The 11,569-nt window shown below is 64.0% G+C and carries 13 protein-coding genes and 1 pseudogene; 6 read left to right on the forward strand and 8 right to left on the reverse strand.

Translation table 11 applies throughout. The annotated features are described in order from the left end of the window. Nucleotides 1–7: 7 nt before the first annotated feature. Nucleotides 8–871 carry a fumarylacetoacetate hydrolase family protein gene (locus tag BRA1417_RS0117715; protein WP_027516919.1) on the reverse strand — a complete coding sequence of 288 codons (864 nt, stop codon included), beginning with the start codon at nt 869–871 and terminating at the stop codon, nt 8–10. A gap of 94 nt (nt 872–965) precedes the next feature. After that, nucleotides 966–1,667 carry a GntR family transcriptional regulator gene (locus BRA1417_RS0117720; RefSeq protein WP_027516920.1) on the reverse strand — a complete coding sequence of 234 codons (702 nt, stop codon included), beginning with the start codon at nt 1,665–1,667 and terminating at the stop codon, nt 966–968. Nucleotides 1,668–1,778: 111 nt separating this feature from the next. Here BRA1417_RS0117720 and BRA1417_RS0117725 point away from each other — a divergent pair, with 111 nt between their 5' ends. The 3 genes from BRA1417_RS0117725 (at nt 1,779) to BRA1417_RS0117735 (ending at nt 4,746) form a co-directional block, all read left to right on the forward strand. Beyond that, entirely contained in the window at nt 1,779–2,771 is a 993-nt protein-coding gene (locus BRA1417_RS0117725; protein WP_027516921.1) for a zinc-dependent alcohol dehydrogenase family protein, read from the forward strand. A 16-nt stretch (nt 2,772–2,787) separates the two neighbouring features. Then, a complete protein-coding gene (locus BRA1417_RS0117730; protein ID WP_027516922.1) occupies nt 2,788–3,693 on the forward strand; it encodes a VOC family protein in 906 nt (301 codons plus the stop codon). Nucleotides 3,694–3,768: 75 nt separating this feature from the next. Then, nucleotides 3,769–4,746 (forward strand): tripartite tricarboxylate transporter substrate binding protein, encoded by a 978-nt coding sequence (locus tag BRA1417_RS0117735; protein WP_027516923.1) that lies wholly within the window; start codon nt 3,769–3,771, stop codon nt 4,744–4,746. Nucleotides 4,747–4,759: 13 nt separating this feature from the next. Here the strand turns inward: BRA1417_RS0117735 and arsC are convergent, their stop codons facing one another. From arsC to BRA1417_RS0117760, 6 genes and pseudogenes are all read right to left on the reverse strand, one after another. Further along, nucleotides 4,760–5,161, reverse strand: coding sequence for an arsenate reductase (glutaredoxin) (arsC, locus tag BRA1417_RS0117740; RefSeq protein WP_027516924.1), 402 nt, complete (start codon nt 5,159–5,161; stop codon nt 4,760–4,762). Beyond that, on the reverse strand, nt 5,158–6,213 hold the full coding sequence (gene arsB / locus BRA1417_RS0117745) for an ACR3 family arsenite efflux transporter (protein WP_027516925.1): 1,056 nt from the start codon (nt 6,211–6,213) through the stop codon (nt 5,158–5,160). The genes arsC and arsB overlap by 4 nt, the downstream gene beginning before the upstream one ends. A 3-nt stretch (nt 6,214–6,216) precedes the next feature. Next, a pseudogene (locus BRA1417_RS45660) lies at nt 6,217–6,344 on the reverse strand (arsenate reductase ArsC); the annotation flags it as partial. Then, on the reverse strand, nt 6,341–6,703 hold the full coding sequence (locus tag BRA1417_RS0117750) for a helix-turn-helix transcriptional regulator (RefSeq protein ID WP_027516926.1): 363 nt from the start codon (nt 6,701–6,703) through the stop codon (nt 6,341–6,343). The pseudogene BRA1417_RS45660 and the gene BRA1417_RS0117750, both read right to left, overlap by 4 nt. Before the next feature lie 89 nt (nt 6,704–6,792). Beyond that, entirely contained in the window at nt 6,793–8,001 is a 1,209-nt protein-coding gene (locus BRA1417_RS0117755; RefSeq protein ID WP_027516927.1) for an MFS transporter, read from the reverse strand. 55 nt (nt 8,002–8,056) lie between these two features. Continuing rightward, nucleotides 8,057–8,377: a helix-turn-helix transcriptional regulator gene (locus BRA1417_RS0117760; protein WP_027516928.1), complete on the reverse strand. Its 321-nt coding sequence runs from the start codon at nt 8,375–8,377 to the stop codon at nt 8,057–8,059. Between the two features lie 152 nt (nt 8,378–8,529). Here BRA1417_RS0117760 and BRA1417_RS0117765 point away from each other — a divergent pair, with 152 nt between their 5' ends. The 3 genes from BRA1417_RS0117765 (at nt 8,530) to BRA1417_RS0117775 (ending at nt 11,560) form a co-directional block, all read left to right on the forward strand. Continuing rightward, a complete protein-coding gene (locus BRA1417_RS0117765) occupies nt 8,530–8,847 on the forward strand; it encodes a helix-turn-helix transcriptional regulator (RefSeq protein WP_007593490.1) in 318 nt (105 codons plus the stop codon). A gap of 51 nt (nt 8,848–8,898) precedes the next feature. Next, a complete protein-coding gene (locus BRA1417_RS0117770; protein WP_027516929.1) occupies nt 8,899–10,266 on the forward strand; it encodes an NAD(P)-binding domain-containing protein in 1,368 nt (455 codons plus the stop codon). Between the two features lie 112 nt (nt 10,267–10,378). Further along, the gene (locus BRA1417_RS0117775) at nt 10,379–11,560 is read left to right on the forward strand and encodes an MFS transporter (protein ID WP_035968614.1); all 1,182 of its coding nucleotides are present in this window, start codon (nt 10,379–10,381) and stop codon (nt 11,558–11,560) included. The last annotated feature ends 9 nt before the right edge of the window (nt 11,561–11,569 follow it).

Raw genomic sequence — 11,569 nt, forward strand, 5'->3', positions numbered from 1 at the left:
ACAGGCTCTATGCTTCGTCGACGACGGGATTGCGCAGCACGCCGATGTTCTCGATCTCGACCTCGACCACGTCGCCGGGCTTGAGGAAGACCGGCGGCTTGCGGGTGAAGCCGACGCCGGCCGGCGTGCCGGTGGCGATGACGTCGCCGGGGACGAGATCGAAGATGGTCGAGCTGTACTCGATCAGCCGCGGGATCGAGAAGATCAGCATCGAGGTGTCGGAGGATTGCACCACCGCGCCGTTGACGCGCGTCTCGAGCTTCAGCTTGGTGGGATCGCCGATTTCGTCCGGCGTCACCAGCCATGGTCCGAACGGGCCGGTGCCGACGAAGTTCTTGCCGGAGGCGATCTGCTGGGCGTGACGCTGCCAGTCGCGCACGCTGACGTCGTTGTAGATCGAATAGCCCGCCACGTGATCCCAGGCGTTGGCCTGGCTGATGTGACGGCCGCCCTTGCCGATGACGACAGCAAGCTCGCCCTCCCAGTCGAAATTGTCCGAGACTTTCGGCCGGATCACGGGCGCGTCGTGCGCGACTTGGGAGCGCCAGACCCGGAGGAAGATCGGCGGAAACTCCGTGATCTCGCGCTTCATGCCGAACGCCACGGCTTCATTGTGGTGGTCGAGATAATTGCGCACGGCGCAGACGATCTTTTCCGGACGCGGGATCACCGGAAGATATTTGACGTTGCTCAGCGCCATTGTGGGCTTGTGCCCGGCGACGATGGCCTCGCGCCGCGCATAGTCGTCGCTGCCGAGGAAGTCCGCGAGAACAGGGTACTGGGGCAGGGCGCGACCGAGATCCACGACGCCATTTTCGACAACGGCGCCCCAGCTTTCCCGATTTCCGTCCAAGAACGACAGCAGCTTCATGGTTTCGTCCCAAAGGTTGGTATTTTCGATCTTCCCTATTATTTTCGAAAATCAGGCGGGACGCAAGCCCACGGCGATAAAAAGCCGGTGCAGCCTATTCGGTATCGAGCAGGTGTGCGGCGTATGTCGCGACGTTGGAGGCGGTCGAGCGGATATGCGTCTCGATCAGCTGCACCGCGAGATCCGGATTGCGCGAGATGGCGGCCTGCATGATCGCCTGGTGCTCGCCGGCCTTGTCGCGCGGACGCGGCCGGAAATTGGCCGACAGATGCCGATAGCGCTCGGCGCGATCGAACAACTCGGCGCGAATGGCCAGGAGTGTCGCGGAGCCGCAGGCGGAGACCAGCGCCTGGTGGAATTGGCGATGGGCGATCTTCCATTCGGGATCGCGCAGCGGATGTTCGGGGTCGCGCTGCTCGATTCGCTTTAATCTATGCAGTGTCGAGATCACGGCGATTTCCCAATCGTCGTCGCCCCGCTCGATCGCGCGGCGGATCAATTCCACCTCGATCAGCACCCGCGCATCGGTGACCTCCACCAGATCCTGGCGGCTGACCGGCGCCACGCGAAACCCGCGCTGCTCCTGCGCGTCGACCAGGCCTTCGGCGGTAAGCGCCGTCAGCGCCTCGCGCAGCGTCGTGAAACTGACGCCGAATCGTTCGCGCAGGACGTCGAATCGCAGCGGCTCGCCCGGGGCCAGGCCGCAGGCGATGATCTCCTCGCGCAGCCGATGGGTGATGTCGGCGGCAACGGTCTTGCCGAATTCCTTGCGGGGGCGAATGGCGCTGTCGGACATGGTTTCTGTCATTGAATCGATATCTCAACATGGCGCGCTAACGAGCATCTTGCAATAATTTTCGTAAAGGATATGATTTTCGAAAATATGGCTTGGGAGGCGTGTGACAACATGAGAGCGGTGCTAGTGCGTCAGCCGGGTGGGCCGGACGCACTCGAAGTGGTCGAGCTTCCGATGCCTGTGCCCGGACCCGGCCAGGTGCAGATCCGCGCCGAAGCATTCGGCGTCGGGCAGCCCGATGTGCTGATCCGGCGTGGCGTCTACAAATGGATGCCGCCGCTGCCGGCCAATCCCGGCAACGACGTCGCCGGCCGCATTGCCGCGCTTGGGTCCGGCGTCGAGGGGCTTGCGATCGGCCAGAAGGTGCTGCTGAGCGCGCGCGACCTGCCGCAGCGCGGCGGCTGCTACGCCGACTATGTGGTCGCGCCCGCGGACGCCATTCACGTGCTGCCCGACAATGTCGATCTGCAAGCGGCCGTGTGCCTGTCGAACTATCAGGTCGCCTACGCGCTGCTGCACGAGTGCCGCCATCCGCGTGCACCGGCGAGCGTGCTGGTGATCGGGGCTGCCGGTGGTGTCGGCACCGCGCTGGTGCAGCTCGCCAAGCTCGCGCAGATGAATGTCATCGGCACGGTCTCCACCGACGAGAAGGCCGCATTCGCGCGCGGCAACGGCGCCGATCATGTCATCTACTACCGCCGCGAAGACGTGGTGGCGCGGACCCGCGAGCTGACCAATGGCGAGGGCGTCGGCCTCGTGCTCGATCACGTCTGTGGGCCCGAGTTCACCGGCTATCTCGGCGCGCTCGGCAAATGGGGGACGCTGCTGTCGTACAACGCCTTCGCAGGATTGCCGGAAGAAAACCTGATGGCGGCGATGCGAGACCATCTCGACATCTGCCCGGCGATACGCTGCTTCTCCTTCCACATCTACGACCACGATCGCGACGGGCGTCGCGCGCTCATGCGCAACGTGATCGACGCGCTGAGCCGCAATGCGATCAAGCCGGCCATCTCGGCGGTCCTGAAGCTCGACGAGGTCAGGCAGGCCCACACGCTGCTCGAGCAAGGCTCGGCGCTCGGCAAGATCATCATGACGCCATGAGGGGGTGGATTGCACGATGACGACACAAGCACCCATTGCACGCTTCACCCGGCTTCGTCACGCGAGCTTTGCCTCGCCCGATCCCGAGCGGTTGCTCGACTATTACCGCGCCGTGATCGGTCTTGGCCTCGTCGGCCGCGACGGCAACCGCAGCTTCCTCGCCAACGATTCCGAGCAGCTTTCGCTGGTGATCGAACCCGGCGACGTGGCGCTGACGAGCATTGCCTTCGAGATATCTCCTGATGTCCAGATCGAGGCGCTGGGCGCCGCGCTGAAGCAGGCCGATCTGCGACCCGAACTGAAAAGCGATCCCCTGCCTGGCGTTTCCAACTCGCTGTCGTTCAGCGATCCCGAAGGCACACGCTTCGAGTTGATCCAGGGCTGGAAGCCGACGCCCGCGCAGGAGCGCATCGGTGCGCTTGCCGTCAGCAAGCTCGGCCATGTCGCCCTTCGCACGCCCGATCCGCGCGCGGCCTCTGAGTTTTACGCGAACATGATGGGCCTGCGGGTCTCCGACTGGATCGAGGACCGCTTCGTCTTCATGCGCAGCGGCTATGAACATCACACGCTGAACTTCGCGCGCGCGCCCGGCCGCGGCCTGCATCATGTCGCGTTCGAGCTGCGGGGGCCGACCCACATGCAGCAGGCGTGCGATCATCTCGCCCGACATAAGCTCCCGGTGCTCTGGGGACCGGTACGTCACGGCCCCGGCCACAACACGGCGATCTATCATCGCAATCCCGACGGGCATCTGGTCGAGCTGTTCCACGACCTCGACCGCATGACCGACGAGGCGCTCGGCTATTTCGAGCCGCGTCCCTGGCATCGCGATCGACCGCAGCGGCCAAAAGTCTGGGTCGGTCTGCCGCGCGACGTCTGGGGCATGCCGCCATCGCCTGAATGCACGGAGTTCGCCCGTTAGCGGATTCAAACTCGACTTGAAGAACGCCGCCTCGTCGCGGCCAACGATAGAACAATCAAAAGGGAGGACGCATCCATGCGAAGGATGAAGCGGCTTGCTGCGGCGATTTTTCTGTTTGGCGGTTGTCTCGCAACCACTCCGGCGTCGGCCGACAATTATCCGTCGCGCCCGATCCGGCTGCTGCATGGATTTGCCGCCGGGGGCGCGGCCGACACGCTGTCGCGCATCATCGCCGACGGGCTCTCGAAAAAGCTCGGACAACCGACCATCGTCGAGGCCAAGCCCGGCGCCGGCGGCAACATCGCCGCGGATGCCATCGCGAAAGCGGCGCCCGACGGCTACACGATCGGGCTCGTCACCGGCGCTCACGCCATTTCCGCGGCGACCTACAAGAGTCTCGCATACCAGCCGGCCGAGAGTTTCGAGATGATCTCGACGCTGGTCTATTACGCGCTCGTCATCGCCGTGCGCAGCGACTACCCGGCAAAATCGCTGGGCGAGCTCGTCGCCATGGCAAAGCAGAAGCCCGGTGCGCTCTCCTTCGGATCGGTCGGTTTCGGCAGCACCCATCATCTTGCAGGCGAGCTGTTGAACGCAGCCGCCGGCGTCGAGATCGTGCACGTGCCTTATCGCGGCGATTCTCAATCGATCACCGCGCTGCTCGGCGGAGAGATTCCGGTAATCGTCGGCACGCCGGTCCTGCTCGCCCCGCAGATACAGGCGGGCGCGATCCGCGGCCTGGCGGTGACCTCGCCGACCCGCACCGCATTGTTGCCCGATGTGCCGACGGTTCAGGAAGCTGGTATCAAGGGATATGACGTGCGCACCTGGGCCGGCCTGCTGGCCCCGAAGGGAACGCCGCCCGCCATCATGGCCGCACTCAATGCGGCGACGTTGGACGCTCTTAGGGATCCCGACCTCAAGCAACGTCTGGAGACCGCCGTCGGCGGCGAGGTTCGCGGCAGCTCGCCGGAGGACATGAAGAAGCTGATCGAGACCGAGATCAGCAAATGGACCGGCGTGGTGGAGCGGGCGAAGATCCCGAAGATCTGATCCCAAATAAGCGCTATCGCGCTTCGACCACCTCGCCATCCTCCTTCACGAACCGGCCGACGGGATTATCCAGGAGATCGATCACGGCTTCCGAGGGACGGCACAGGCGTGTGCCCTTGGGCGTCACCACGATCGGACGGTTGATCAGGATGGGGTGCGCGAGCATCTGCTCGATCAGCTCGTCGTCCGACCATTTCGGGTCATCAAGGCCGAGCTCCTTGTAGGGCGTGCCTTTCTCCCGCAGCAACTCGCGAACGGAGATGCCCAGAGCCTTGACGAGCTCGACGAGCTTTTCGCGGGATGGTGGCGTCTTCAGATATTCGACGACGAGGGGTTCGACGCCGCTCTGCCGGATCATCGCCAACGTGTTGCGCGAGGTGCCGCAGGCGGGGTTGTGATAGATCGTGACGCTCATGATCGGACCTCAACCGCAGTGGCCGCCTTGCCGGCGCCTGCTTCGTACCAGCCTCTGGTCGCCTTCACGATGCGGACAACGGATAGCATCACCGGCACCTCGACAAGAACGCCGACCACAGTTGCAAGCGCTGCGCCGGAGTCCAGGCCAAACAAGCTGATCGCGGCCGCCACTGCCAACTCAAAGAAGTTGCTCGCGCCGATCAGCGCTGCTGGAGCGGCGACGCACCAGGCCACGCCAAACCTCCGGCTGAGCCAATACGCCAGGCCCGCATTGAAATAAACCTGGACCAGGATCGGCACTGCGAGGATCGCGATCACGCCCGGCTGCCTGACGATCTGCTCTCCCTGAAAGCCGAACAGGAGAACCAACGTCGCCAGCAACGCAACGAGAGAAAGAGGTTGCAGCGTTCGCAGGCTGCGGGCCAAAGCATCGCCGCCCTTTTGCAGCAGCACTCGTCGCCACACTTGCGCGACGATCACGGGGACCACGATGTATAGCAAGACTGACAGAAGCAATGTGCCCCAGGGGACGCTGATGGAGGCCACCCCGAGCAGCAGTCCCACGAGCGGTGCGAACAGGAAGACCATGATCAAATCGTTGAGCGCGACCTGGCTCAAAGTGTAGTGAGGCTCCCCTTCGCACAGGTTGGACCATACGAACACCATAGCGGTGCAAGGCGCGGCGGCCAGCAGGATCAGGCCCGCGATGTAGGACGAGATCTGGCCCGGCGGCAGCATTGGTGCGAACACATGGCCGATGAAGAAAGAGCCCAGCAGCGCCATCGAGAATGGTTTTACGGCCCAATTGATGAAAAGGGTCACGCCCACGCCGCGCCAATGCTCGCGGACCTGGGCCAACGAGCCGAAATCGATCTTCAGCAACATCGGCACGATCATGAGCCAGATCAGCGCCGCAACCGGCAGGTTGACCTTGGCAACCTCAGCGGTCGCGACCGCAGCAAAGAAGCCTGGCATGACATGTCCCAGCGCGACGCCGGCCACGATGCAAAACGCAACCCAGAGAGTAAGGTATCGTTCGAAGAATCCCATGGGCTAGGCCACATCGTTATTGCAAAGGGAGGCGCCATCGGAGCGGCCGATCTCGCGCAGCTTGGTGCCAAGGGACAGCTTGTCGATGCTCCTCAGCGGAGGTTCACAAAGGCAGCAATCCTGTTCTTCAGGCACGGCTTCGCTCCTTTCGTTTTGGCGAGCAGCAGGCCTGAAGGCTCTCGACGACCGGCTCGCAAACTTCCGGCCGCCCGCCGCAGCAATCTCGCAGCAGGAAGACCGCGACGTCGCGGAATTCGGCAAGGTTGGCGCGGTAGACGATCGAGCGGCTGTGTCGCTCGGAGGTGACAAGGCGCGCGCGTGTCAGGATCGACAGATGCGCCGACAGCGTATTCGATGGGACTTCCAGCAGGCGAGCGAGATCGCCGGCCGCAAGCCCGTCGGGCTCGTGCCTGACGAGGGTCCGGAACGCCTCCAGACGGGTCGACTGGGACAGGGCTGCGAGCGCGAGGACTGCTTCTTCGGTTTCCATATATCCAGATTGATGGAAATATAGAAGCCTTGTCAATCTGAAATCCCGATAGTCGGCCTCGCGTCACAAGGCGCTATTGGCAAGGGTCATTACCTTCCCTTTGGATTCGGCTCCGCGGCCGAGGAGGGGCGTTTGACGGCAAGTGCCCCGGCGCCGCAGACAATACACAGTGCGCAGCAGCCGATCAGGACGGCCGCATAACTTCCCGTCCAGTCGACACTAACCGCAAAAGGCAGTGGGCCGAACGCGGCGCCGGCAATCCCGAAGACGGACGACGCGCCCCTGATTGCGCCCAGATGATCTCGGCCGAAGTATTGCGCGTAGCCGGCTGCGTTTATCGCTTGTTGCGAGCCGTACGCCGCACCGATATTCAGCGCGTACAATACACTTATGGCGCTTCCGCTGCCAAACACAGGGAGGGCCGACGCCAGCGCAAGCATGGACATCGAAAGTGGCACCAGGTGCCGCGGTTCATAGCGATCCACCAGAAATCCGGTACCGAGTGTGGCAACAGCCTGAACACCGGCGAGTAGCGACAACAGGAGCAGCGCGCTGCTGTGTGCGATCCCCGCCGTCCGCATGAGTGAGAAGTGATTGAGTAGGAGAGCGGTGCCGATGGCGTTGGTCAGAAAGCCTGCCGCACAGAGCAACCAGAATACGCCCGTACGGAGCGCCTGTTCGCGCGTAAACGATGGCTCCGCCCGTGGATGTTCTGAGGCTGGCACGAGCCCGGCGTCCGTGCTGAGGCCGAATTTTTCCGGCCGATCGCGAAACAGCGCGGCAGCGACCGGCAGAATGGTAAGTGCGACAATTCCGGCAAGCGCGATGTAGGCACCTCGCCAACCGTAGTGCAAGATCAGTACATCAATGAGTCCCGGAAAGATCATGGAGCCGGCCGCGAGCCCGAGACTGGCCGCCGCAGCGGCGATCCCGCGCCGCCGCACAAACCAGAGATTGACGACCTGTTGACTGACGAGGCTCAGGCCGCCGATGGCGGCGCCGCGCAAGAGTGCGAAACCGATGAGCAGCGTCATCGTGGACTGAATAGTCGCCATCAGAGCGCAGGCTACGGCAAGACCGCCGGCGATGATGGTCGCCGTCAGGCGAGGTCCGCGGCGGTCGATCCAGCGACCGATCAGTGGGGCCGGCAGAATTCCCGCAAGCGTTCCAAATGCATAGGCCACCGAAGCCGATGTGCGTGAGATACCAAGATCGGCTGTGATGGGTTCGAAGAAGACTGAAACGCCCGCCGTTTGGCCGGGCAGCGTCATGAACGAGCCGAAGGTGCCGGCGCCCAATATGATCCAGCCGTAGTGGAGAGCCGATCTTTGGGGACTCGCCATCCGCGAGGGATCAGCTCGCTCGGCGCGTGGTCGCCAAATCACTCTCGAATCCCTCGCAGCAATGTTCGCGCAAGAATTCCACGACTCCGTCCATGCGATCGTATTGAGCGCGGCAGGTCACCGTACGCCCATTTTTTTCCTGGGCGACCAGACCTGCGCTGACCAGCCCGCGCAAATGAAAGGCGAGCGTCGATGCCGGTACCTCGAGGCGAGTTTGGATATCGGTGATGTTGAGGCCCCGCGGCCCGGCCCGTACCAGCAGCCGATAAATGTCCAGTCGGGTCAAATTGCCCAATTCGGCCAAGCAGCGCGCGGCGATCTTACGGTTCATGCCTGTCCGCATACCTTAAACTCGAACGAATTACAACTATAAAACTAGTTATGCAGATCTATCGCAATCGAATATCCCAACGCGGCCACCGTATTTCCAATATTCCAGAAATACCGTTGACTGCGGGGGTAATTGGCGTATGATGGCGCTCCATGAAGATCGACGACGCAGCAGCACGCCTGGAGGCTCTGGGAAACCGGACCCGGCTTCAGATCTATCGGGCCCTGGTCCGGGCCGGGCACTCCGGCATGCCCGTCGGTCGCTTGCAGGACAAGCTGAAGATCCCGGCCTCGACGCTGTCGCATCACATCAAGACCTTGGTCTCGGTCGGGCTCGTCAGCCAGGTTCGGGAATCGACGACACTGATCTGCCACGCGAACTTCGACGCGATGCGGGGCCTAGTCGATTTCCTGGCGGCGGAGTGCTGCGCAGACGAAGTTGGATGCAAGACGACGCAAACGGCGGCGTGATCTTTTTTGACTCGAGTTGTTCGATGATTCTAGAAGTATGGGAGAAGCCGAATGAACGCTAAGACGGTCGCCATCATCGGGGGAGGGCCTGTCGGCCTCGCAGCAGCTGCGCACGTCCTGGAGCGTGGCATGTCACCCATCGTTCTGGAAGCAGGATCCGAAGCGGGGCACGCGGTGCGCCAGTGGCAGCAGGTCCAGCTCTTCTCGCCGTGGGAGTACAATATCGACAAGGCCGCAGCGCGTCTGCTCGCGCCAACGCGATGGAATTCGCCGGACCCGAGCGCCTATCCGACCGGCGGCGAGCTGCTCGATCGATATTTGACGCCGCTTGCGACGCGAACGCCATTGCGTGAGGCGATCCGGACATCCAGCCGCGTCACGGCCATCAGCCGCGTCGGCTTCGACAAGGGGAAGACCAAAGGGCGTGAGCAGGCGCCTTTCGAAATCCGCTACCAGAACGGCAAAGGTCCTGAAATACTGCGCGCGGATGCCGTGATCGATACGTCAGGCACATGGTTCTCGCCCAATCCGGCCGGAGGTAATGGTCTGCCCGCGATCGGCGAGCGTGAATGTGCCGGCCACATTGCCTATGGCATGCCCGACGTCCGCGGTGCCGGCCGCGCCAGATATGCCGGCAAGACCGTTGCGGTGCTCGGCGCCGGCCACTCCGCGGTGGGCACCCTGATCGATCTGGTGCATCTCGCGGACGAGGTGCCGGGGACGCAAGCGATCTGGCTGTTGCGCGGCGCCGATCCCGCCAAGGCGTTTGGCGGCGGCCGGAATGACAAGCTCGCTGCACGCGGAGAGCTCGGCAGCGCGTTCGCCGCGCTCGTTGCAGCCGGGAAGATCAGGGTCGAAACGGAATTCGGCGTCACGCATCTGTCGGACTCCGATGGCCGCCTCGAGATCGCGGCCGGCTCGGGCTGCGGTGGACGGAGCGTGATCGTGGACGAGCTGATCGTCTCGACGGGCTTTCGTCCCGACTTTTCGTTCCTGTCCGAATTGCGCCTGCGGCTCGATCCCGCCATTGAGGCGCCGGTGGCCCTGGCACCGCTGATCGATCCCAACGAGCACAGCTGCGGGACGGTGCGCCCGCACGGCGCGCGCGAGCTCGCGCACGACGAGCCGGGCTTCTACATGGCGGGCATGAAGTCGTATGGCCGCGCGCCAACCTTTCTCATGATGACGGGATATGAGCAGGTGCGCTCGATTGCGGCCGATCTCGCCGGCGACAAGAAAGCCGCCGCAAGGGTGGAGCTCGTGCTGCCGGAGACCGGCGTCTGCTCGCGCGGTGGCGTGGAAGCCGCCGGAGCCGCATCAGGATGTTGCGGTGGGCCGGCGAAGCAGGAACCAACGGCGTGTTGCGCCGCCGACGAAGCGGCAAAGAAGGCCGGCGCTTCGGGCTGCGGTTGTTCATGAATTTGGGTCTTGCAGCTGAAGCCGGAGAGTTGCCCATTGTGGTGGGTGCGCCGTGTCAGGGGGGCGGGAGGACAGCATTCGTAACTTGAGCGGCCGGTCTCTGATCGCGGTGATGTGCATCGGCCAGGTCGGCAATCTGCTGCCGCATGTGACGCTGTCCGCGAATCTGGCGCAGCATCTGATGCCGGCATGGGGGCTTTCCGCGGCCGAAGGCGGCTTGATGGCGAGCGGTTACGCGTTCGGCTACATGCTCGCCGTGCCCGTGCTGACGACATTGACTGACCGTATCGACGCACGGCTCGTCCTGCTCTGGGGTTCGATCGTCAGCGGGCTGGCGACCATCGCGTTCGGACTCTTCGCGCAAGGGTTTTGGTCCGCGACCGCGATCTGGTCCCTGGCAGGACTTGGATTTGCCGGCGCCTACATGCCGGGCCTGAAGGCGCTGACGGACCGGCTTCCCGCCGGCGACACCTCGCGCGCCGTCACGCTGTATACGTCGAGCTTCTCGGTCGGCGTCGGCCTGTCGTTCCTGATCGCGCAAGTGATCGCCGACCGTTGGGGGTGGCGGGCCGCCTTTCTTGTCACCGGCTTCGGTCCGATCGCAATGGTCGTCGCGTGTCTTCTGATGCAGGCGCAGCGGCCCGCGCCGAAGGCGGGACGGCTCTTGAACTTCGCGCCCGTCTTCGCCAACCGCGAGGCGCTCGGATACATCTTCGGTTACGGCGCCCATTGCTTCGAGCTCTACGGTATCCGCACCTGGCTGGTCGGGTTCTGGACCTTCGTCGTCGCCCACCAAGGCGCGCCGTCATGGTTGAGCCCCGTCGTGCTGAGTTTCTGCTTTGCGGTGATCTCGATGCCGGCCAGCATCCTCGGCAACGAGGCCGCCCTGAAATTCGGCCGTCATCGCGCGATCACGGTCGTGATGATCACGTCGGCCTGCGTCGCGCTGGTCATCGGGCTCAACGCGACGGCCCCGGCATGGGTGCTCGCGCTGCTGCTGCTTGCCTATGGCCTGACCGTGCCGGCGGATTCGGGCGCATTGACCGCCGGCATGTCGGCGGCGGCTGTGTCCGAACATCGCGGCGCGACCCTGGCCCTGCATTCGACGGTCGGCTTCGGCCTGTCGGCGGTCGGCGCCTGGGGCACCGGCGCCGCGCTCGACGCAGCCGGCGGCCCGCAGAGCGCGACCGGCTGGCTCTTGGCATTCATCGTCCTCGCGGCTGGGATTGCGCTGGGGCCGCTGGCGCTGCTGTGGGCACGGAAGGGCCAGTCTGTTCGGGCGCAGTCGATGTGAGGTCGCGCA

Source organism: Bradyrhizobium sp. WSM1417 (genome assembly GCF_000515415.1).
Classification (GTDB): Bacteria; Pseudomonadota; Alphaproteobacteria; order Rhizobiales; family Xanthobacteraceae; genus Bradyrhizobium.

Coding starts and splice junctions, on each gene's coding strand:
- BRA1417_RS0117715 (WP_027516919.1), bottom strand. CDS start 871: ATGAAGCTGCTGTCGTTCTTGGACGGAAATCGGGAAAGCTGGGGCGCC.
- BRA1417_RS0117720 (WP_027516920.1), bottom strand. CDS start 1,667: ATGTCCGACAGCGCCATTCGCCCCCGCAAGGAATTCGGCAAGACCGTT.
- BRA1417_RS0117725 (WP_027516921.1), top strand. CDS start 1,779: ATGAGAGCGGTGCTAGTGCGTCAGCCGGGTGGGCCGGACGCACTCGAA.
- BRA1417_RS0117730 (WP_027516922.1), top strand. CDS start 2,788: ATGACGACACAAGCACCCATTGCACGCTTCACCCGGCTTCGTCACGCG.
- BRA1417_RS0117735 (WP_027516923.1), top strand. CDS start 3,769: ATGCGAAGGATGAAGCGGCTTGCTGCGGCGATTTTTCTGTTTGGCGGT.
- arsC (WP_027516924.1), bottom strand. CDS start 5,161: ATGAGCGTCACGATCTATCACAACCCCGCCTGCGGCACCTCGCGCAAC.
- arsB (WP_027516925.1), bottom strand. CDS start 6,213: ATGGGATTCTTCGAACGATACCTTACTCTCTGGGTTGCGTTTTGCATC.
- BRA1417_RS0117750 (WP_027516926.1), bottom strand. CDS start 6,703: ATGGAAACCGAAGAAGCAGTCCTCGCGCTCGCAGCCCTGTCCCAGTCG.
- BRA1417_RS0117760 (WP_027516928.1), bottom strand. CDS start 8,377: ATGAACCGTAAGATCGCCGCGCGCTGCTTGGCCGAATTGGGCAATTTG.
- BRA1417_RS0117765 (WP_007593490.1), top strand. CDS start 8,530: ATGAAGATCGACGACGCAGCAGCACGCCTGGAGGCTCTGGGAAACCGG.
- BRA1417_RS0117770 (WP_027516929.1), top strand. CDS start 8,899: ATGAACGCTAAGACGGTCGCCATCATCGGGGGAGGGCCTGTCGGCCTC.
- BRA1417_RS0117775 (WP_035968614.1), top strand. CDS start 10,379: ATGTGCATCGGCCAGGTCGGCAATCTGCTGCCGCATGTGACGCTGTCC.